We start from the raw sequence: 22020 nt of genomic DNA on the forward strand, positions 1-22020 counted from the left end.
ACTCACATCAAATCCATCGCTCCATGCACCCGTAAATACTCCGCTGCTTGGTGGCCGATGTCCTCAGTTGGTTTGCCTTCAGAACTCCACGTCACACGCTCAGAGCCGTCGACCGCGAACACGCCCGCACGGAACGAATCTTCTGTCGCGTAGGCCCCCACGGGGGCGGTACATCCCGCGTTCAGGGAGGCCAAGACCGCACGCTCCGCAATAGCCCGACGGTGCGAGATCTCGTGATCAAGCACACAAATCGCGTACAGGGCTTCCTCGGAACAATTCTCGTTCCCCTCAGCGACGGCCTCCACCGCCAGCGCACCCTGCGCCGGAGCGGGCAGCACCACGTCCACGTCCAGCGTTTCCGTCGCCTCCCCCAGGCGACCAAGACGCTCCACACCAGCACGCGCCAGGATCACAGCGTCCAGGTCTTTCTCCAGCCGCCCGATGCGCGTATCGACATTGCCGCGGATAGGCACGACGGTGCAATCCGGCCTCAGCGCCCGAAGCTGGCCCATGCGCCGCGGGGCACCAGTTCCAATCGATGATCCTGCCGGCAAGTCCGCCAGCGGAATCCTGTCGCGGGAGAACACCACGTCACGGGCGTCGACCCTGGGCGGTACGGCCAAACGAAAACGCGGGTCGGGTGCCGTCGGCAAGTCTTTAAAGGAATGCACAGCCAACGAGCACTCACCCGCGGCGAGTGCCGTGCGAAGTGTTTGTGTGAACACCCCGACACCGATCCGAGCAACAGGAGTACCAGCACCCTGTGACGCATCCCCCGGTGTATGAACTGTGAAGAGTTCAGCTTCTAATCCGGCGGAGATCAGTGCGTCCCGGACGTGCCCAGCTTGGGTTAATGCAAGCGCGGAACCCCTGGTGCCAATACGAATCATGAATGCCCTTTCTTCACATCCGATCCATCGTGTCGTAGCCCCATGATCGCACCCACCCCTCGAGGGTCGGCCGGATCAGGCAAGGCCATAGGAACAGCGTAGTTGGTCAATGAAGAATCTGGCTGTGGCACGGAGGGTTCTGGTCGCCCTTCTGCGGCCGACGGGTACTCCACATCGTCCAGACCGAACAAGTCCCGGATCGCGTCTGAATAGGTCATATCGGTGTGGCCAGCCAGCTTCTTGAGCTGAACTGTCGGCGTATGCATGAGCTTGTCCACCACACGCTTCATGGCGCTGTGGACTTCTTTGCGCTCTTTCTCGCTCAGGTCCGGGGTGCGGGAATCAATCCGGTCCAACTCACTGCGCAAAATGTCCGCACCGCGACGGCGCAACGCCTTGACCGTCGGAACCACATCTTGGCTACGAATTCGCTCGACGTACGACCGCAGTTCCTCGGCGACGATGGACCGTGCCAATGCAGCTGCATCATCAGAAACGACGCTGGGCTGGGCGCTTTCTGGCAACCCCTGATTGTGCTTGACGACGTCGCTCTGGTCCTCGAGGGCAGCGCGGCGCTGTTTCTGCATCGTGTCGATATTTAAAACGGTGACGCCGGGGCGAGGGGCACACACGACGTCGCGAGGAAGAGACAAATCGCAAATGACGAGGTCGGCCGGCGTATGTGAGCGAGCATCAGAAGAAGCGCCGTGGTGCTGTTCCGCGCGAGCCGCGAGTGCCTGGTCCACCATCGGAGTATCGATTAACGGGTCCAAGGCGCCGGTAGCGGTGACGACGATGTCCGCGCGGGACATCTCTGTCACCAGGTCGGAGAGGTCCGTGGCATCCGCAGATACGCCCACCTCGCGGGCATGGGACGCCACATTTCGCGCGCGGCCTAGCGTGCGGTTAGCGATGGTCATTGACGCGCCTAGCCGGCCAAGATGCGTCGACGCTAATGAGGCCATCGCTCCCGCCCCTACCACGAGGGCGTGACAGCCGTCGAGGTTGTCAACCCCCATCGCGTCCAGGGCCTGGCGAACGGCGAACGACACCATCGACGGGCCTTCGTCGTCAATATCGGTCTCGGCATGAACGCGCTTGCCTGTGCGCAACGCACGATGTGCCAATTCATGTAGGCCATGTCCGATGGTGCCATCTTCTGTGGCGCTTGCGTAGGCATCGCGAATCTGGCCGATAATCTGCTGCTCCCCCACAACCATGGAGTCCAAACCAGCAGCAACGCGGAGCATATGCTCCACAGCGGACTCTGCATATCGCACGTATAAGTGCGGGAACAGCTCCGACACTGACGCGCCCGAATACCGCGAAATGGTATCGACGATATGCTCCACCGTGGGGTGGAAACCCTCACACACCACGTAGAACTCTGTGCGGTTGCACGTGGAAACGATCAGTGCCTCAGAAATAAACGGCTCGGTTAGAAGGTCCGCCGCCACCTTAGGGCGGTCCTCCGCACTTACCGTAGCCCGTTCCAACAAGGAAACAGGTGCACATCGATACGACATGCCTACGAGCACAATGCTCACGAAAGAACCTCCTCGCAGGGGATCCCCGCTCTTCTCTGTGCGGGTGCCGGACTGTCCACCAGCGCAGACGCCACCGGAAGGGTCGTCATCCTTACGGAACGTCCTGAGCTAGCTGAGCGCCCCACTCGACCCGTTCGACAGGTCAACCAGAGCACCCCGGGAGTCTCTACTAGCAGCTGCAGTAACAGGGGTAACACAGCTGATCCCACATATTCGATTAAACACCGTATCCGCTTTACCCCTTCCATGACAAAGAAAGGGGCCGACTGCGGCGTGTGGGTACCACAAGAGGGGGTAAACGCTCAGATTTTGGAGGTATTCCACAACAATTCGGACAACCCCGGTAAGGACAGGCAAAAGTTTCATAAAACCGGTCAAGATCGGGCGGTGCTCATCACCGACGGTGCCGCTCACGACTCCAGAGCTGCAATAAGATCCTCATCGTCAATTTCCCAACAGGCGATTTCATCGTCGTCAACGAGGACAACGGGAACGCGATCCCCGAATTCCATCGCCAAGCTGGTGTTGGAATCAACGTCCGTCACCACGAGCTCAGCACCCCAGCGTTGACAAATCGGGCGAATCTGATCCGCAACTCGTCGGCACGATCCGCACGATTGCCTCACCATCAGCTCAACCTGATGCATATATACCTGTCCTCATAACCAGACCTACTGCTGCGCCTTCCCAGAAGGGACGTCACCCACCTCAGATACGACAAGAGCCGGCCCCGGAGGCGAAAACCCGCGCAGTCGCGGTTCCACCTCGCCCGACAGGTCGGCTTTGGCGAGAGCTCCTCACGGAGCCCGGTTTTACTTACCGAGCTTCCTACGCTGAACGCGGGTGCGGCGCAGAAGCTTACGGTGCTTCTTCTTGGACATACGCTTGCGGCGCTTCTTAATGACAGAACCCATGAGGAATCCTTTATCGATAGTGAACAGTTTCTCGCCTACGCACGAGGCAGACACGAATGGGCACCACTCTACCGGCCACGACGTGCTAAAACCAAAAGTGAAACGTAGGGCGTATCTGCCACGCAGTGTCCGTCACAGACAAATTCGCTGGTGGGGGTGAGACTTTCTCGCCTCACCCCTCGCAACCAACGAGGAGATCGTGTGCGACTAGATCGCTTTGTAGTGCGACTCTTTGAGGTACTCATCCACCGCAGACTCGTGCACCCGGAAGGAACGCCCTACGCGAACAGCCGGAAGCTCACCGGCGTGGACCAGGCGGTACACGGTCATCTTGGAGACTCGCATAATGTCTGCAACTTCAGCGACCGTCAGAAACGATCCGTTTTCTGCATGGCTCATACTCAGTTTTCTACCTTTCGGCACGCCGCGCTGCAGGCTTCCCCTCCCGCAGGGTGACACGCACGTGCTTAGACCAGCTTAGCGTGAATGATGTGTCATAGCGATCATAGGGGGACCCAACGTGTTAATTGTGCAGTTAAGAACACCTATGGAACCGATGAGAACCCCTGAGCTTCATGGGACGAGTGTGAAAAACTTACTCCTTTTAGTTCTCACCCGAATTATCCGATTTCGACGCTGGCTTCCCCAGCTCCTCAGACTTCTTCGCGCATGCTTCCATAGCCCGATAAAAGGCGGTACGCAACCCGTTCTCATCGAGGGCTCGAGTTGCTGCACTCGTCGTCCCACCTGGCGACGACACATTCGCGCGGAGCTGCACAGGGTCGGCGTCCTCCTGCGTGGCCATCGTGGACGCACCCAGTGCTGTTTGTGAGGCCAATTCCTTAGCAAGTTCACGGGGTAGCCCCAGGTTGACGCCGGCATCCGTCATGGCTTCCAGAACGAGGAAGAAATAGGCCGGGCCTGATCCGGACACTGCGGTCGCCGCGTCCATTTGTGATTCTTTGACTTCCGCGGTGTAGCCCAGCAGTCCGAGCAGGTCAGATACCGTTTCCAGTTGCTCGTCAGAGACGAAGCGACCCCGGGCTATGACATTGACGCCCTTGCCCACCAGCATGGGAGTGTTGGGCATTACGCGCACAATGGCAGTCCCCGCGGAGGCAATCCCCTCCAGCGAGGACAAGGTGATTCCTGCTGCCATGGACACCAGAATCGTATCCGTGTCATTGTGGTCAACAACATCTGCAATGCTTTCCACCACGCCGAGCGTGTCGTAGGGCTTCACGCATAGGAAAGCAATGTCCGCGTTTTCTACCGCAGTGGCATCGTCGTCAACGGCGGTAACTCCATAGCGCTCTTTGAGCTCGTCGCTGCGCTCTGGGCGTCGATTAGCTACGACAATGTCTGTCGGGTCGTAATCGCCAGACAGCAGGCCGCCGATCAGGGCCTCGCCGATTTTTCCTCCACCAATTACCGCGATTTTAGTCATGCACCCAGGGTGCCAGAGTCAACCATGTACGTCCACCGACCCCGACGACGCGGGTTCGCTACATGACGACGAGATACGGCCCGAAGGTCAGCGCGAGCCCCACAACCGCGGCAAGAAGCATGATGAGCTTGTCTTTTTCCCGCAGAAGAGCGTGAACCACCCCGACGAACACAAGAGTCATGACGATGGCCAGCAATGCCGTCAGCGGCACCGAGAACCTGTTCCACAAAATGGTGAACCCTTTGAACACGGCCACGCCAGCAGCCAAGGCGACGATGATCTGGACGATCATCAAGCCAATGTTCATTTTGTCCGAGGACTCGCCTTTGTCAGAGGAGGCACTCTTACCCGAGGACGTGGCCCTAGCCGCAGCCTCGTCCCGGTCTGAGAACTCATCGTCCTCATCGGAGTACTCCGACAAGTGATCCGAATCGTCGTACTCTTCCTCCGGCAGAATCCCTGCCTGCTCATCGTGCCGGTACGCGGGCTCATCATCGATGCCAGCGCTGTCATCAGAGGGGTAGCCGTCACGCACTAACCCCTGGTTGTCGGGATGTTCGTCGGCGGCCGCGAGGTCCTCGTCGGTAATCTGTTGCAGATTCCGAGTCTCTTCCGTCGACGGAGTTGATGTACGCGAGGTCGCCGCCGAAACGGAGCCACGCGACTGATCATCGTCAGCAATGTCGCTGCTAGCGGCCGAATCGTCAGCATCATCCGCACTCACAGCCCACGTATCTTCATTCCAAACGGTGCCTGCGGCATCCTCAGCTTCGACGTCGGCTGCATCAGCGTCACTGTCAACGTCAGCTTCGTCGTCAATTACGCGCGTATCGTCGGCACTTTGATCAACCGGCTCGACATCGTCGGCACTCTGATCATCATGTGCATCGTTCTGTGCAGCTCGGGCCCAGGTTTCGTCGGACCACGACGAGTCGCTGTCCACCGAGCCACTATCTGCAGACTCACTATTCACGGACGCTGAGGATTCGGCCTCTACTTCATCGACGTCGTCAACATCGACGTCCGTCGGCTCCTCGTCTCCGCCGTTCTCAAGGTGTTCGTCAGTGACTTTTGGAATGGAGCCCGTCAGCTCTGCAACGGACACGCCCCCCTGTTCAATGTTCCGGTGCCGTCGAGGAGCAACATCGGCATCGTCAGCCGGTTCCCCAGCTACGTCGGCACTCTTCCGGCTCGCGGCGCGACGAGCAAGAAGTTCTGCCACAGTTATTTGGTCGCCAGCCATACCGTCCTCTCGACCATCAATGGAGAATGGCCCATTATTCACGGGCCGGACATTAACGCCCTCAACCCTACCCAAGCGCAGGCCAACAATGAACATATGGCCACATTTTTGGGCCACAAACTAGTTTCACTCTTAGGTGTATAAGCCAAAGAATCCCGACAATCAAACGATTACCGACGTCGCGGCGACCGCAAATCCAGCCGTCGCGCGGCCACACGTTCCGGCCACACCACTATGGCAACTACGCCCAAGCGCACCTATTGATAATCCGCCACGAAGTCTGGCGAATCGGTGTACCGCATAATGACGCCTTCACGCAGCGCCCACGGGCAAATGTTGATCTCTTCCAGGTCCAGCGCGCGCATGGCCCCCTCAGCCACCAGCGCACCGGCCACAATCTGCGGCGCCCGATCCGCACTGACTCCCTCAAGCTCCGCGCGGTCCTCCGCCGTCATCCGAGAAATAAATGCAATCAACTGCCGAACACCCGCGCGCGTCAACGTCCGTTTCACCCTCGGGCCAGCCGAACTGGGGGCGGCACCCGTCAGTCGGGCCAATGTTCTAAAGGTTTTCGACGTTCCCACGGCAAGATCGGGGACCCCGTGGTTTTTAATCGTCGCTGCTGGGGTGGCCAATTCCGCGTCGATGTAATCGCGCAGCGCTTTAATCTTCTTCTTCGACGGCGGGTCTTGGTCCAGCCAATCGTGGGTCAACCGGTTCGCACCCAACTGCACGGAGAACGCGTCTTCCGGGTCTTCATCCGGCCCGGCGCTGATCTCCAGGGATCCGCCACCGATGTCGAGGTCAATGATTCGCCCGGCCGACCATCCGTACCACCGTCGGACAGCAAGAAATGTCAGGCGGGCTTCGTCCTCGCCGGACAGAATTTTGAGTTCGACGCCGGTCTGGTCTTTCACTTCCGCCAGGACGTCGTCGGAGTTGGTGGCGGACCGCACCGCGGACGTAGCGAAGGGGATCATGTCATCGCAACCGAACGTTTCCGCCAAGTCAGAGGCCTCTTTGACCCCTTTGACGAGCTTGTGGCGGCCTTTCGAGTTCAACTCGCCATGCTTATTAATGTGCTCCATGAGCCGCATGGTGGTTTTCCAGTCGCTCATCGCCGACGGTTGACCACCCTGACGGGCATCAACCACCACGAGATGAACGGTGTTGCTTCCTACGTCTAGTACACCGAGTCGCACGGAACATAACTGTATCAGTGCGATAAACGAACCAACGTGGGTGGCGGGCGGAGTGACGTAACCCGCTCGGTTGTTTAGTCCTTTACTTAGTCCTTCTCAGGCAGGCCGCCAGCCCACAGTGCAGCAGCGATCAATCCCGGCTGACCGAAGAGACGCAGGAGGCGTTTGCCGTCGGTATCCAGGTTAAATCCGCCGTTCTTCTCGGCATACTGCCCCACATTGCCCGGGAAAATAGCAATGTAGAAAGCTGCCAACGCGACCCCGACTTTGCGACGCTCCTTGGGCAAAGCTAAGAGGCCTAAGCCGAGGCCAATTTCTGCCAAACCAGAGCCGACGACGACCGAGTCCTCGGAGAACGGCGCCCAGGACGGGACCTGGTCCTGGAATGTTTTGCGGTTCCACGCGAGGTGTGACACACCCGCCATCGTCATAAATCCGCCGAGAGCGAGCCGCGTAACCTTCTGCGAAACTGGCTCTTTCTTAGGCGCATGCCCTGCGTACAGCTTCTTTGCGCGGGACAGCCGACGCTGAAGTGATTTCTTAGTCATGATGGCTCCTTCGTTGGACCGAAAATTCATTGGACCAGTAAACGTTTTACCCATCATACGTCCGTCGAAACACCGCGACAGATCCGCGAAGTGACACGAAACAAAAGAACGAAATATAAGGACCGGCCCCAAGGTAATCTGCATAATGTCAGAAATATCTATGGTGAAGGGTGAGCTTAAGCCGATGGGTGACATGACGAGAAGTAGAAAATACGTTTCCCTCCTCAGTGTTATGCCTGTGGTCTGTCTTTGTCTGCCCGGATGTGACCAGCGCAATGACGAGACATCTCAGGGCTCACCATCGGCAGTTTCCCCGTCGGCTGCCTCACCCTCGAGCCCCCGCGACACATCAAACAACCACGCGAACATTCGGCCCTCTCTCGACTCCCAGGCAGAGTCCGATCAACATAGAGATGGCGACGCCACCGAGAGTGACAGTCGTCGGCAAGAGGACGCACCATCCACGTTGCACGGGACGAGCAATTACATCCCCAATCCCAATCAAATCGGCGGATATTGTGGCACAACCTACGACGGCGATGAGATTAAGGCAGAGGCGAGAACATCCTGCGGTTTTGCAGGAGCAATATTCACCTCCGCGATGCAGCAGACGTACTCCAAGTGGACTCCTGACCCGACTGTGACTCCCATAATGCGCGCTGACTTCACACAAAAGAGCCCGACGACGGGACAGGAATACACCGTCGTCTGCATTATCAGCACCGCGCAGGACACCCTTTCCTGTCGTGAAAAAATCAGCGCCACCGGGAATGATTACGGCAGTTTCAAGGTTGATTACCATCGAGGACCTGCCGGAATCTTCGGCCCCCGGGTCAGCAAGGAATAAAAACACCCGCCCATTTTCCTCATCGAAAACAGGGTTAGCGTCTCGTGAATCAGTCGTATATTAGGGGGCTACTTAGGACTACAGCTAGGTTAATTAACTGTGATCATAGTGGTCTACGACGAATAACCCGAGGTATTCGAGCGGGGCCAGTAATCCACACTTCTGCATCTGGCCACAGAGCCTTGACGGTACGGCTAGCGACCCGGTGCCAATGATGTAACGCATCAACGTCTAATAGTGGTTCGAGATGCGAGGCACGATTTCTCGCATATAACAATGTTGAACACCAGTAGTAGGCTGCTCCTGCTGAAGCGTTAAACCCTTTACCATCATTGCAGATATTTGTTTCCAGATTTATCGCATCTTCCCAGATATGGACCTGCGGCCCGGCAGATCGGCCACCCAAAGAAACAGGCTTTGGAATAAGATGCCGCCATGTTCCAAAGGATAGCGACGCCACCAGATCGTCATGGCAAGGAGTTCGATTTGTGCGGTTGCCTAAAGCATCTTTCATGGCCCCTAAAGCTCTGGCTTCCCACCAGTTCCCGTACAGCTCTCCTGTTCGGCGTTTTCGAGAGTTTGACCACCTTGAGGGCGGGGTTGGACGAACAATATGAGCAAGGGGCACTCTCGGTTGGGTAATCCATTGATCAGTTCCCCCCCTCAATGGTGTTCCATTTCCGGAGCTGTTGATCAATCGTGTCACGGAGAGCGATTTCAACGATGGCTAAAGTGCTGGTTACCGCAGCTGCTACTTCAATATTCCATTGATACAGGGCGAAAGCCTTGTCTGGATCTTGTTGCGCCGCGTCAAGGTAGGTCTGGAATCTTGGGGCGGGAATGTTGTTGATTAGATGTTGGCGAGTTGACGGTCTCATGATGGCTTCGTGTCCCGACTTCGATGGTGTCTATGCTTGCATTTAATAGAGGTGGACAGTAAGATCAACTTTACCGAGCAGGAATCACCTGCATATTAAAAAGAAATTCAGGTCTCGAGCATCAGCTCGAGGCCGTTTTTCATTTCAGGAAAGCGTTTATCTTCAGTCGTAAGATCTCATTTTGTTTCTGACTCCAGCTCCCACCAGCTTTCCGCTATTTAGGTGACCGCTGAAAGCGGTTAATAGCGCACAACTATTTTTCAAAACGACCATTTCTGCTAGTTCCCGTGAGCTTCTTCTGTCCCACCGAACAGCCGGTGTTAACGGGGTTAACGCCGTAGTCACCAAGCTTGAACTTAAGAATGGATCGATAATCGCACTCGTGGAACAAGACGGGGTGCTCAGCATTGATAGCACAGGCCTGTCCCCGTCCGTATTCGCCTAGCTCCCAGATCTGACGGCTAGTTACTGAGCGTTCCTTCTTTGGCGTCCGTGTCCTCCTCGATAGGCTCCTTGAGCTCATTCGGGATACGGTGGTTATAGATCTCATGGCCCCCCAAATTTTCAACGCAATCGCGTCTTCCATTTGAGTAATACGTGCTTGCACTCAGGCCGTCAAGCTCCCGTTCGCCCGCACAAAAATTGAGGATCGGTATCAGACGATCGCGCCATCAACGGCCAATCACCCGTCTGGCACAAGTAAAATGTTCGATGGGCATCTCTCCATCTCGGTGCCGCATTGGCCCACTATTCCAATTTCGCCCGGTCAGCATCTATGCTGAGTGCGCAATGCCCACTCCTAAACCCACCCATTCCACAGCGCGCACCCATCCCATGCGCACCGGCTACCCCGAGGGCACCCTCGCGGACCGCTCCATCCGCGCCGGCGTGGAAGTCCCCGCAGACTTCCCGCGCGAATGGTTCTCCTTCCTCAACCCGGACGACGAGGATCACCTCATCACCGTCGATCTCACCTGGCTGCTCTCCGGCTATTCCTGCCGGTTCGGCACCGACGCATGCCCGGGAATTGAATCGTCGATGCCCAATGCTGGCTGCTGTGTTCACGGGGCATTTCTTGCCGACGAAGACGATCACGACGCTCTCACGGATTGCGTATCCCGCATGCCCGCGAAGTATTGGCAGCTTCGCCCGGAGGGGACGGACGAGTGGCTGAGCACCCGCGATCCGGCGGAGTTGGAGCCTTGGCTGGTGTGGGATGAGCTAGACAATGACGACGGCGAACCAGAACCAGCACTCAAAACGCCCATTGTGGATGGTGCCTGCATTTTCGCGAACCGACCGGGATGGCCGACGGGCACGGGGTGCGCTCTCCACCAGTGGGCCATGGACACTGGCGAACGGCTGGAATACGCCAAACCCGAGGTCTGCTGGCAACTACCTCTGCACCGCACGGAGGACTGGGAAACCCGCCCCGACGGCCACGAAATACTGCACACCACGATTGGCGAATACGAACGCCGCGGGTGGGGCGACGGCGGAGAGGACTTCGACTGGTACTGCAGCGGCGCTCCGGGCTGCCATACGCCGATGCCTTTCCTCCACAGGAAATCCCTGTGGCGCACGCATAAAGATGAGTTGACCGAGATGCTCGGCGAGAGCGCTTACGAGGTCATCGCGGAGCATTGTGAGGCGTTAGAGGAACGGGCTCGGATCGTGATGGAGGCCGAGGGGCAGACCAACGTCACGCAACAAACCGAAGCTGCGCAGAATTCACGTCGTCCTGTGTCGTTGGGAATGCCGATTGTTGCGATGCATCCGGCAACGGTCGCCGGCACACACCCGGCCAACTAAAACCGCGCGGCACCACGCCGCTAAAAACGGGCGGGAAGCACAAACCTCACCACGCCGCTAAAACCGCCGGGGCCCGCCCTTACTCGAATTTGTATCCAAGCCCCCGGACCGTAATCAGGTGGTGCGGGTGCGAGGGATCATCCTCCACTTTGGACCGCAACCGCTTTACGTGAACATCCAGCGTTTTCGTGTCCCCCACGTAGTCCAGCCCCCACACTCGGTCAATCAGCTGGCCACGTGTCAGCACGCGCCCTTCATTCCGCATCAGGTATTCCAGCAGGTCAAATTCCTTCAAGGGCATGTTGATTTCTTTGCCGTCCACCCATACCGAGTGGCGTTCCACGTCCATCCGCACGTTCCCGACCTCAAGGATTTCGTCGTCAAACTGGTCAGGCCCAGAAGTCCCGCGGCCACGTCGAAGCACTGCCCGAATTCTCGCGATCAGTTCGCGGGCCGAATACGGTTTCGTGACGTAATCGTCGGCACCCAATTCGAGACCAACAATCTTGTCCATCTCAGTATCTCGTGCCGTGACCATGATGATGGGGACGGTAGAGCTTTGCCTCAGTTTTTTACAGACCTCGGTGCCGGACATCCCCGGGAGCATAAGGTCGAGGAGAACAATGCTGATCTCGTGCTGGCTGAACTCGCGCAGACCCGTCGGCCCGTCGGGGGCGATAATGACATCAAATCCCTCCTTGCGCAGGAGGAATGCAAGCGGCTCGGATAACGTTTCCTGATCTTCGACAATAAGAACACTAGTCATGCGTCGGGAGCTCCAAAGTGAATGTTGATCCGGTTTCCGGCTTACTCCATAGCTTAATGTCGCCGTCGTGGTTTGCTGCCACATGCTTCACAATCGCCAATCCCAAACCGGTACCCCCTGTTCGTCGAGACCGCCCCTTGTCGACGCGGAAGAACCGCTCGAAGACGCGTTTTTGGTCTTCGGGGGCAATGCCGATTCCGCGATCTGTCACGCGAACATCGACGACCTGCCGACCTTTGTCACGGTCAGAGAGCACTTCCCTGGTGACGGTGACCGGTGTTGCTTCCGGCGAGTAGTTGATGGCGTTCATGATGAGGTTGCTCACGGCGGTGACCAGTGAGTTCGTGTCCCCTAGCACGGTGGCCCCGCAGGGAGCGTCGGTGGAGAGTGAGATGTCGTGTGCTTCGGCGGCAAATCGGCATCGTTCCATTGCTTCGTCAACCACATCGTCGATGCTCAGGACTTCGAAATCAGGTAATGGCTCCGCACCTTGTAGCTTGGTTAAGGAAATTAGTTCGGTGATCAATTGGCCCAGTCTTTGGGTTTCTTTCATCACTTTTCCGCCGAAATATTCGACAGAATCGGGATCATCTTTGGCCTCAAGCAGGGCTTCCACCATTAACGACACCGCTCCGACCGGCGATTTCAATTCATGTGACACATTCGCGACGAAATCCCTCCGCGCAGTTTCCATGCGCACATTCTCTGAGTCATCAATCGCATATATAACGATGAAGCGACTGTCGCTGTCAGAAAGTAAGCGAACGGCGGCTTTCACCGAAAAAATAGGACGTTCGCGGGTCTCACGAGCAGACCGCTCCGGGCGGAACACGATCTCGCGCGGCTCACCGTCCGCAAAGACTTTCAGCGCAGCTCCCCAGGCCGCCCGGTTGATGTGCGTCTTATCCACAATGCCCAGTACCCGGGAAGCATCGTTGGCTAGCACAATGTCTTCATGCTTATCGACGACGACCACCGCGATGGGGGAATTATCGACGGCCACATTGAGCACGTCGGCGTAGGTCACCAGCTTACTCGGCGCCTTAGCTTTGGGCTGGCGAGCTTTGGCCTGGCGCGATGGCGAAGCTGGTTTCTGAACACGGGCCGTCGGTTCGCGACCGGGCGCGTCCCCACCTGCGCGGGGTTTCAGCCGCGGGTGGAGTAATTGCACACCAGAGAGAACACGGTGCAATTTGGCCACCGTGAAACCAATGGCTCCCCCGACGAACACACTGACTGCGATGATGATGCCGATTGTCGCGGACACATCATTAAGCGTAGTCGGTCACGCGGGGCGGGCTCCCCCATGCCTCAGAACCCCACTCGGATTAGCTGCAACCCCTCCAGGAACCACACTGCAATCCGAAGCCGCCGCGTCTTACCTTGCTGTTCTCTTCGGAGAATGCTTTTTCTAGATCCTTTTTAGTTCGTTTTGTGCGTAGTCGCCGTGGGGCTAGTCTTCCAGCGCTCGGCGGCTTTCTGTCTGCCTCTGTGACCCATCGTGGCCAGGGCTTTGCGTTCAGGAGCGGTAGCCCGCTGCGGTGTAGTGGATAGGCCCGGGCGTGTCTTTGAGTGGGTAACGTAGCCGCGCACACGGCGGGCCATTGTTTGCCGGTCACGCATAGGCGGCATCATCTCAGCCGTACGCCAATTGGCGCCTTCAGAGTGCCCTGACGGTCATCCTACTCGGTAGACGACTGCGCCAGTGAAATCACCACGTATCGCCTTGTAACAGCTGAAAACCTGAACAAGTAAGCCCCACCGACACGATCAGTTGGATTCATACAATGTCACACAGCATGGCATGACTTCACATAACGTGGCATAATGAAATCAGAGCTTCACAGCATGCGTGTTGTGAAGAAGTAAATCTCGGGACATCCCACCGGACGATGGGGCCCGAGATTTGCGTTTTCTAGATCACATACACCGTGGTTTTCTCTTCAATGTACGAATAAAACACTGGTGTTCCGCATCTTTTCTCCACAACCGCGCCACAACAAGCATCTGGTACCCATAGCATTGGATCACTCGGGCCGGTTTTATGATGCATACGAATGTTTGACACTATCTGCTGAGTACGCAGGTGGCTCAGCATCTCCATATCCAACTTATCCTGATGCTTTCCCCTCGATTCAAGCACCATGGCAGTAACTTCTAGGGATTCAAGCTCCATGATCAGCCGTTCCAAGCATTTACGCCGACGGCGCTCCGGCTTATCGCAGACGTCCGGATATGAACGGACAACAACAATGTTCTCTAACGGAAAACCCGAAATTGTTTCAATAATTGTTAGACGGCGCTCCGCGCTCTCATCTATCCAGTGTAACTTTCGCTGTCCCTTTTTAAGCAGCAGACGTGTTGCCTGCCGGGTTTCTTCGATGTCTTCCGCAAAACACACCGCAGCACTCAGGATGTAAGTTCCTGGATCTTTAATCGAATTTGAACCTGATTCATCTACCCAAGCGATAGTGTCCTCAAGCTGATAATCCGAAAACGGCCCCCTCTTGTCTGTCAAAATAGCCGCACCCAGTTAGTACTCATCTGCTCTACCGCTCCATAAATAAGCTCAACTCTAGTAACGACGTTGAGGGCAACCTGCACTGAATTATTTACGCCAGCATTCCTAGAAAAATCCACTGGTGTCGCTGGGAGAACAACCGCTCAAAGAGTGACTGCCAAAAGAGGTAGGGGAACCGTGTATTGCTTACGGCTTTGGCGGTTTTTATACGGTCCCTCGGTAGCGTGATCCCGGCCTCTTGAACAGCACTTCGCACTGTTCGCTCAGGCACTTGGAAGTTGGCAGTTGCCTCCGCCACCGTGGGCCATCCTACTGTCTCTGCAATCCCCCCCGTGTACTGCAAGATCAGGCGTTACTGCGCGCTCGCTATAACTGCACGCTCAGGCGCTCAAGCGTTTACTTCGAGCCCTGGTTGGCAACGGCGGCAGCTCCGGCGGCAGCAGCCTCCGGATCCAAGTAGGTTCCGCCGGGGTTCACAACGGAGCCGTCCTCGGCGATCTCGTAGACCAGCGGGATACCGGTCGGGATGTTCAAGCCGGCGATGTCGTCGTCGGAAATGTTGTCCAGGTGCTTGACCAGCGCACGCAGGGAGTTACCGTGAGCAGCGATGAGGACGGTTTGTCCCTTCTGTGCGCGCGGAAGAATTTCTTCCTTGAAGTACGGGACGAAGCGAGCGACGACGTCCTTCAAGCACTCCGTCTTCGGGACCGAGTCAAGGTTGGCGTAACGCGGGTCGTCGGACTGCGAGTACTCCGCGCCGTCCTCGAGCTCTGGCGGGCGGGTGTCGTAGGAACGACGCCATGCCATGAACTTTTCGTTGCCGTACTTTTCCTTGGTATCGGCTTTGTTCAAGCCCTGCAGCGCACCGTAGTGACGCTCGTTCAAGCGCCAATCGCGGATAACCGGGATCCACAGCCGGTCGGCAGCGTTGAGGGCAATGTCAGCGGTGCGGATAGCCCGTCGTAACAGGGAGGTGTAGAGCACCTCGGGATGAAGGCCCTTTTCCTTGATGAGCTCGCCACCGCGCTTGGCTTCTGCCTCGCCCTTTTCAGTGAGATCAACGTCGACCCAACCCGTAAATTGGTTCGTGGAATTCCACTGGCTCTGGCCATGACGAAGAAGAATAAGTTTTCCGTTACTCATGCCCTCTATCGTGCCACGAATGGCAACACCTTGCCTAGTGCGCCTGAATGACCATCCCCAGTGCACTGGGCGGTGGCTGCTCATCGGCTGCTTCCCGGCTACTCGTCGGCAGGTCGAAGAGCCTCGAAGGCTTCCAGATTTCTCGTTGACTCACCGCGGCTTAATCGCCAGGCCCATTCTTTGCGGATGGATCCCTCAAATCCCATCTCAAGCATCCGGTTGAAATCGTTATCCGCCCGATCCAGTAGCTGCCCCAGAGCCCGATCCAGGTCCTGCGGGCTTAGATTCGCTGGTAGATATCCAGCCAGATAGATGTCGTTATTGGCGTCGAGCGTATAGGCAACACCGAATGTCTTGTTGTTCTTCTGCAACAGGAACCGGTACACGTCGGCCTGTTTTTCTTCGACGGCACGGCACACAAACGCTTCAATGCGTAGGTAATTCTGGCCCGGGATCAGCAGCGCGACGGTTTTCAGCCGCCGGGTTCCCGGCAGGATAACGGCCACAAAGTCCTTGCCGTCGGGGGCGTCATAATCAATGTCCGCCTCGTCGAGGAGTGCGATCAGGTCGTTTTTGGTCATACTCCCCATTGTGGCCTCTATGACGCCCCGGCGCGGTCACTTCCGCAACGAACGTGGGGGCCTTTCTTGATTGCATCCTCATAAATGTCACTGAGGTGGCGTGCCGAGCTGGCCCAGGAGAACCTGGAGGCGTGGGCGGTGGCGTTTTCGCCCATGGCGATTCGACGATCGTCGTCATCGCACAAGGCTTGCAACGCGGCGGCCCAATCGGATGGGTTATGGCCGTCGACGAGGATTCCGCTGGTGCCGTCGTCGATGGTGATGGGCAGTCCACCGGCACGCGCTGCAACGACAGGGGTGCCGGATGCTTGGGCTTCTACGGCGACGAGCCCGAAGGATTCGTTGTAGCTAGGGATGGCGACGATGTCGGCGGCGCGGTAGACGCTGGCGAGGTCCTCTGGCGGGCGGGGTGCAAGGAATCGCACCAGGGAGTCGATGCCGAGGTCCCGCGCGAGGTCTTCAAATTCGGTGGGGCGCGCGAGCCCGTTGCCGGATGGTCCGCCGCACATAAGCACGCGTAGTTCCTGGTCCGGGCGCTTTTTCATCATATCGGCGACGGCCCGCAGGAGGACGTGCGGGCCTTTCAATCGCTGCATGCGTCCGACGAAGGCGATGACCGTGGCATGCAGAGGGACGCCGAGTTCACGTCGGCTGCGTTCTGTTGCCCGGTCGGATCCCGGCGAGAATTGTGTAACATCTGCCCCGGGGAGGACGACGTCGATGTGCTCGGGGTTGGCATCGTAGTGGAAGACTAGGTTATCTTTTCCTGCTTCGGTATTGACGACGAGGCGATCCGCGTTGTCCACGATTTGTTGTTCACAGATGCGCCGTGATTCGGGTTCGGGGCGGTCGCCCGTGGCCAGCGCACTGTTCTTGACAAGCGCGAGGGTGTGCGCGGTGTGAATCTGTGGGACTTGCCATAGGTCGCGGAGAAGCCACCCCACCTGTCCACTCATCCAATAGTGTGAGTGGATGAGCGAGTAGGACACTTTTTCACAATGGGCGAATTCGATGATGCCGCCGGTGAAGGCGACCATTTGTGTGGGGAGTTCCTCTTTGGTGAGCCCTTCGTAGGGACCGGCAATGATGTTAATGAGCCGAACATTCGGCGCGAGCTGCACGATTTTCCCCTGGCTAGAGCGTGTGGCGCGGGTGAAGATATCGACCTTGTACCCCAATGCACCCAGTTCTAATGAGGTGGATCGGATGTAGACGTTCATTCCTCCGGCATCACCGACCCCCGGTTGCTCAATGGGAGAGGTGTGCATCGAGATCACGGCGATCCGACCGCGAGGAGAAGTTGTCATGCCACCAAGGGTGGATGAATCGGGCGATCCTTGCAAGCGTTGCACTCTGACATCCCGGGGGAGTTTCGGGGTTGGCCATAGGGCGGAGCGATTCGGCGTCCGACAATGTAGCAAATATGTAGTTGCCGAATTACCACTATTTTTATTTTTTTGCCTACAAAAATTTCATATGGAGAGTCGTTAGCGTTAGGGTGAAAAACGCCTCAGTTCCCCGTCGCTGCCTAGGTCTATCCCAAGAGGTCTTAACGATAAGAGGCCTAAGCTCCACTCGGAATTGAGGCGTACTATCGCTTCACATCAATCACGCCCACGGCACACCCCTTCGAGAGTGTCCCTTCCACCTATCGCTACGACAGAAAGTGCAAACATGGGAGCAACCGACGATAAAGCATGGTTACAGTATTACCCCGAATGGACTGACCATGAGCTGGATTATGAGGGCATAACGCTGTCCACCATTTACCGCGACAACCTGGCCAAATTTGGCAATCGACCAGGCCTTTCCTTCTTTGGAGCTAAACAATCTTGGAAGGATGTCGATCGCGAGGTACGTCGGGCCGCAGCCGGACTCTATGCCCTTGGAGTGCGCCAAGGCGATCGCGTCGCACTCCTCATGCCTAATTGTCCTCAGCACATTCATGCTTTTTTCGCCTGCGTCATGCTAGGCGCGGTACCCGTCGAACATAACCCTCTCTATACCGCTCCTGAGCTCAAAGGCCCCTTTGCAGACCATGGAGCGCGTATCGCGATCGCGTGGGACAAATCGGTCGAGATGGTCGAAAAGCTTCGTGCCGACCCCAATACTGCTTTAGACACCATTGTTTCGGTGGATATGACAAAAGCTATGCCTCTGCACTATCGGCTAGCTCTCCGGATCCCTCTTCCTCCCCTTTCCAAGATGAGGGGCCAGCTCACCACCTCAGTCGATGGGACAATTCCTTGGGAAACTCTCATTTCCGACGGCCTCGGTGGGGATGGATCCACCATCGAACCTTATGACGCCGATCCCGATGACCCGACACTTATCCTGTACACCTCCGGCACGACGGGAGCGCCCAAAGGCGCAGAATTGCGCCACCGCAACCTTGTGGCCAATGTTGTTCAGGGCAAAGCGTGGGTTCCTGACTTACGCCCAGGCAAAGAGACTTTCCTTACTGCGCTGCCTATGTTCCACGCCTACGGCATCGTGATGACCATGCTATTTGGGCCCTTCATCGGCGGTGCAGAACTCATTCTGCTGCCCTCACCGGATATGAAGCTCATCATGTCGATTATGAAGAAAGAGACTCCTACATGGCTGCCCGGAGTCCCTACGTTGTATGAGCGTATTGCCGCTGAGGCGACAAAGAAGGGCATTGATATCCATGGCGTCCGTAACTCATTCTCCGGCGCATCATCCCTGCCCGCCTCTACCGTCGAAAAGTGGGAAGCACTGACCAAAGGACATCTCATCGAAGGCTATGGGCTGACGGAAACCTCCCCCATCATTGCCGGGAACCCCATGACCGATAACCGACGTCCCGGATACGTCGGCATCCCGTTCCCCGACACCATTATTCGCATTGCGGACAAAGATAATCTAGATCGCACCATGCCCGATGGGGAACCAGGAGAACTCTTGGTCAAAGGCCCTCAGGTCTTCTCTGGATACATCAATGCCCCCGAAGCCAACGCAAAAAGCTTCCATAACGGCTGGTACATCACCGGCGACGTCGGGATCATGGAGCCCGATGGCTTCATTCGCTTAGTCGCGCGGACCAAAGAAATCATTATCACTGGCGGATTCAATGTGTACCCGCAAGAGGTCGAAGACGTCCTCACCCGGCACCCCGATATTGAAGCCGCAACAGTTGTCGGTCTCCCCCGTGAAGATGGTTCTGAAACAGTCGTCGCAGGTATTAGCTTGGAACCCGGAGCAGCCCTCGACCCTGATGGATTAAAGGACTTCTGTAGGGAATCCCTAGCCCGATACAAGGTTCCCCGCACGTTCTATCACTTCGACGATTTACCCCGCGACCACATGGGAAAGGTCCGCCGACGTGATGTCCGCGACGACATCATCGAGCGCACAAAGAAAAACTAGCGCCAATGGCTCCACAGCCGGCCTAAAACCCCACCCACACTGGTTCGGGTTCCAACGTCACCCCGAAGACCTCCCGAACATGGTTTTGCACGGCGTGGGCCAACTCGACGATATCCGCGCTGTTGGCCCCGCCGCGGTTGGTCAAGGCCAGCGTATGTTTCGTTGACAATGACGCCGGTGCGTGAGCATGAACCTTCCATCCCTTCGTCAGCCCCGACTTATCGATCAACCACGCTGCCGATAACTTCACACGATTGCCGACGGGGAACGCTGGCATCGACTCCGCGACATCATCACCACACCGCTGGCGGACAGCCTCACGGATAAGAGGGAGGGCGTCGGCGTCGATAATGGGATTAGTGAAGAACGAACCCGCTGACCAGGTGTCATGATCGTTCGCGTCGAGAACCATTCCCTTACCGTGCCGCAGCTGGAGGACCGCCTCACGCACCGCCGCGGCTGGTCGTCGAGCGCCACCCTCCTGGGCTGATTCTTCCGGGGTCACCCCCAAGCGCCGGGCCAACTCGCCATAGCGAAGCGGGGCCGACACTCCCCCGGGCGTCAATTGGAACTCCACGGCCGTCACCACGGCCCGCCGGGTGAACTTGATGTTCGAGTAGCGGTAGGCCAGGTCGAGGGCGTCGGGAGTGACCCATTCCTGCGCACCCGGCTCGTGCTCGCCATCGCCGCAATAAGTCAACAGCACGCGCTGCAGCACCGAGGACACCTCAACGCCATACGCGCCCACATTCTGCACCGGCGTCGCACCGACCGACCCCGGAATCCCCGACAGGCACTCCAATCCGCCCAAACCCGATGTCACGGTCGCGGCCACAAGGGCATCCCACTCGACGCCACCGAAACAGCTCACCGTGCCTTCGTGAACGTCCATCATGACGGGTGCTAGCTGCGATTCGTCATCGTCGGGATCGTCCAAAATAGGCCGGCGAACCATCAGATGAACGGCAATCAGCTCCTCCACCGACGGGCTCTCCGCGACCACCAAGTTCGATCCACCGCCGACGACGATCCACGGCACCTGGGCATCAACGACCGCCTTGACCACTGTGGCGACAGCGCCGGGGGTTGTTACCTCGACGACAGCGCGCGGAGTACCGCCGATGCGCAACGTCGTTAAGTCCGCGAATGACTTCCCGCGGACGACGGACACACCAACGGTCGCGTCCAGGCGCTCCAGGAGGTCATCGGTAGAATCCTGCTGCGGACTCGTCGGTAAAGAACTCATCTGCTCAGCCTTAGTGTCGGATTGGCGGGCTGCCGTTCAGCCCCGGTTGACTCGTGACAGTACGGCACCTCAGTCTACGATCACTATCGACGAGTGGGTAGTACCACATCCACACCACCGCTAACGACGCTTCAAACGCACTCCCTGCTGAACCGCACCCCCTATGGACAAACCCTCGACCCCACATGGGAATCGCCGCCACCCCGACGCTGGGACGCGGAATCTGCGCGCCCATAATGTCCGCACACCATCGTGGAGTGGGAATGGGCCCGTCGGCACCGTGACACGCGGAACGACGGGGATTAACCGGCTGCGGCGGTGCGACCGGTGGGTTGTTCATAACGCGGACCTGCGCCACGCGCTCCTCCATGAGGACAGGCCCCTGGCCGTGGATGTGGGTTACGGCGCGAGCTGGACGACGACCTGCGAGTGGGCCGCCCGTTTGCGCACCATTCGCCCTACTATCGACGTCACTGGCCTGGAGATCGACCCCGAGCGCGTCCTCCCCGACCGCGATGGGGTTCATTTCGCGCTCGGCGGTTTTGAGCTGGCCGGGCTGCGGCCGCATTTAGTCCGCGCGTTCAATGTGCTGCGGCAATACGATGTCGCGGATGTTCATGCCGCGTGGGAAACGATGCAATCGCGGCTCGCGACGGGTGGGCACATCATCGAAGGGACCTGCGACGAACTCGGCCGCCGGTGTTCCTGGATCCTCCTCGACGCCGACGGGCCGCGCACGCTGACCCTCGCATGGGATCCTTTCGACGTTGACAAACCCTCTGACCTGGCCGAACGTCTGCCTAAAGTTCTGATCCACCGCAATGTTCCGGGCGACCCCGTCCACGATCTTTTTAGTACGCTCGACGACGCGTGGAACAGAACAGCACCGTTCGATGTGTACGGCCCCCGCGTTCGGTGGCGGGAAGCGCTGACCTACCTGCACCGATCTGGATTTCCTGTCGACGCTCCGCGGCGACGAATCCGCGATAACGTCATTACCGTTCCATGGGATGTTGTTGCGGAGGGGTGACGTATCCCCGAGCTA

21 protein-coding genes are annotated in these 22020 nt (G+C 57.8%); 4 read left to right on the forward strand and 17 right to left on the reverse strand.

From position 1 onward, the window contains the following. Window positions 1-2 precede the first annotated feature (2 nt). The 9 genes from hemC to KCQ76_RS04980 form a co-directional block, all read right to left on the reverse strand. The gene (hemC, locus tag KCQ76_RS04940; RefSeq protein WP_046203221.1) at window positions 3-890 is read right to left on the reverse strand and encodes a hydroxymethylbilane synthase; all 888 of its coding nucleotides are present in this window, start codon (window positions 888-890) and stop codon (window positions 3-5) included. Further along, window positions 887-2437: a glutamyl-tRNA reductase gene (locus KCQ76_RS04945; RefSeq protein WP_052722117.1), complete on the reverse strand. Its 1551-nt coding sequence runs from the start codon at window positions 2435-2437 to the stop codon at window positions 887-889. The genes hemC and KCQ76_RS04945 overlap by 4 nt, the downstream gene beginning before the upstream one ends. A 410-nt stretch (window positions 2438-2847) precedes the next feature. Further along, window positions 2848-3084 (reverse strand): glutaredoxin family protein, encoded by a 237-nt coding sequence (locus KCQ76_RS04950; RefSeq protein ID WP_046203222.1) that lies wholly within the window; start codon window positions 3082-3084, stop codon window positions 2848-2850. Between the two features lie 165 nt (window positions 3085-3249). Beyond that, window positions 3250-3351, reverse strand: coding sequence for a 30S ribosomal protein bS22 (locus tag KCQ76_RS04955; protein WP_003402602.1), 102 nt, complete (start codon window positions 3349-3351; stop codon window positions 3250-3252). A 207-nt stretch (window positions 3352-3558) separates the two neighbouring features. After that, window positions 3559-3750 (reverse strand): helix-turn-helix domain-containing protein, encoded by a 192-nt coding sequence (locus tag KCQ76_RS04960; protein ID WP_012732517.1) that lies wholly within the window; start codon window positions 3748-3750, stop codon window positions 3559-3561. 205 nt (window positions 3751-3955) lie between these two features. Beyond that, window positions 3956-4798, reverse strand: coding sequence for a pyrroline-5-carboxylate reductase (proC, locus tag KCQ76_RS04965; RefSeq protein WP_046203223.1), 843 nt, complete (start codon window positions 4796-4798; stop codon window positions 3956-3958). A 58-nt stretch (window positions 4799-4856) separates the two neighbouring features. Continuing rightward, entirely contained in the window at window positions 4857-6137 is a 1281-nt protein-coding gene (locus KCQ76_RS04970; RefSeq protein ID WP_046203224.1) for an Rv0497 family membrane protein, read from the reverse strand. Window positions 6138-6298: 161 nt separating this feature from the next. Beyond that, on the reverse strand, window positions 6299-7243 hold the full coding sequence (locus KCQ76_RS04975) for a Ppx/GppA family phosphatase (RefSeq protein ID WP_046203225.1): 945 nt from the start codon (window positions 7241-7243) through the stop codon (window positions 6299-6301). A gap of 86 nt (window positions 7244-7329) precedes the next feature. Further along, window positions 7330-7791: a DoxX family protein gene (locus KCQ76_RS04980; protein WP_197416809.1), complete on the reverse strand. Its 462-nt coding sequence runs from the start codon at window positions 7789-7791 to the stop codon at window positions 7330-7332. A gap of 145 nt (window positions 7792-7936) precedes the next feature. Between KCQ76_RS04980 and KCQ76_RS04985 the strand changes: the two genes are divergently transcribed. Further along, on the forward strand, window positions 7937-8638 hold the full coding sequence (locus KCQ76_RS04985) for a hypothetical protein (RefSeq protein ID WP_146003239.1): 702 nt from the start codon (window positions 7937-7939) through the stop codon (window positions 8636-8638). A gap of 650 nt (window positions 8639-9288) precedes the next feature. Here KCQ76_RS04985 and KCQ76_RS04990 read toward each other — a convergent pair. Next, entirely contained in the window at window positions 9289-9516 is a 228-nt protein-coding gene (locus tag KCQ76_RS04990; RefSeq protein ID WP_052722115.1) for a hypothetical protein, read from the reverse strand. A 789-nt stretch (window positions 9517-10305) separates the two neighbouring features. On the opposite strand from KCQ76_RS04990, the gene KCQ76_RS04995 reads away from it, so the two are divergent. Next, a complete protein-coding gene (locus KCQ76_RS04995) occupies window positions 10306-11328 on the forward strand; it encodes a DUF3109 family protein (RefSeq protein WP_046205074.1) in 1023 nt (340 codons plus the stop codon). A 79-nt stretch (window positions 11329-11407) separates the two neighbouring features. On the opposite strand, the gene KCQ76_RS05000 is transcribed toward KCQ76_RS04995, so the two are convergent. The 6 genes from KCQ76_RS05000 to mshA all read right to left on the reverse strand — a co-directional run bounded on the left by KCQ76_RS05000 (window position 11408) and on the right by mshA (window position 17646). Further along, window positions 11408-12094 (reverse strand): winged helix-turn-helix domain-containing protein, encoded by a 687-nt coding sequence (locus KCQ76_RS05000; RefSeq protein WP_046203228.1) that lies wholly within the window; start codon window positions 12092-12094, stop codon window positions 11408-11410. Then, on the reverse strand, window positions 12087-13361 hold the full coding sequence (locus KCQ76_RS05005) for a sensor histidine kinase (RefSeq protein WP_308567989.1): 1275 nt from the start codon (window positions 13359-13361) through the stop codon (window positions 12087-12089). Before KCQ76_RS05005 ends, KCQ76_RS05000 begins: the two co-directional genes overlap by 8 nt. 648 nt (window positions 13362-14009) lie before the next feature. Next, window positions 14010-14612, reverse strand: coding sequence for a hypothetical protein (locus KCQ76_RS05010; RefSeq protein WP_052723081.1), 603 nt, complete (start codon window positions 14610-14612; stop codon window positions 14010-14012). A gap of 399 nt (window positions 14613-15011) precedes the next feature. Further along, window positions 15012-15758 (reverse strand): phosphoglyceromutase, encoded by a 747-nt coding sequence (locus KCQ76_RS05015; protein WP_012732526.1) that lies wholly within the window; start codon window positions 15756-15758, stop codon window positions 15012-15014. A gap of 98 nt (window positions 15759-15856) precedes the next feature. Further along, the gene (locus KCQ76_RS05020) at window positions 15857-16339 is read right to left on the reverse strand and encodes a type III secretion system chaperone family protein (protein WP_046203230.1); all 483 of its coding nucleotides are present in this window, start codon (window positions 16337-16339) and stop codon (window positions 15857-15859) included. A gap of 17 nt (window positions 16340-16356) precedes the next feature. After that, window positions 16357-17646, reverse strand: a complete 1290-nt coding sequence (gene mshA, locus KCQ76_RS05025) for a D-inositol-3-phosphate glycosyltransferase (RefSeq protein WP_046203231.1) — start codon at window positions 17644-17646, stop codon at window positions 16357-16359. 343 nt (window positions 17647-17989) lie between these two features. Here mshA and KCQ76_RS05030 point away from each other — a divergent pair, with 343 nt between their 5' ends. After that, complete coding sequence (locus KCQ76_RS05030; RefSeq protein WP_414017602.1) at window positions 17990-19729, forward strand: long-chain-fatty-acid--CoA ligase; 1740 nt, start codon at window positions 17990-17992, stop codon at window positions 19727-19729. Window positions 19730-19751: 22 nt separating this feature from the next. Here the strand turns inward: KCQ76_RS05030 and KCQ76_RS05035 are convergent, their stop codons facing one another. Then, window positions 19752-20975 carry a UDP-N-acetylmuramate dehydrogenase gene (locus KCQ76_RS05035; RefSeq protein WP_046203232.1) on the reverse strand — a complete coding sequence of 408 codons (1224 nt, stop codon included), beginning with the start codon at window positions 20973-20975 and terminating at the stop codon, window positions 19752-19754. Between the two features lie 163 nt (window positions 20976-21138). Here KCQ76_RS05035 and KCQ76_RS05040 point away from each other — a divergent pair, with 163 nt between their 5' ends. Then, window positions 21139-22005, forward strand: coding sequence for a class I SAM-dependent methyltransferase (locus tag KCQ76_RS05040; protein ID WP_231725450.1), 867 nt, complete (start codon window positions 21139-21141; stop codon window positions 22003-22005). Window positions 22006-22020 lie beyond the last annotated feature (15 nt).

The organism is Corynebacterium parakroppenstedtii (genome assembly GCF_019754935.1).
Taxonomy (GTDB): domain Bacteria; phylum Actinomycetota; class Actinomycetes; order Mycobacteriales; family Mycobacteriaceae; genus Corynebacterium; species Corynebacterium parakroppenstedtii.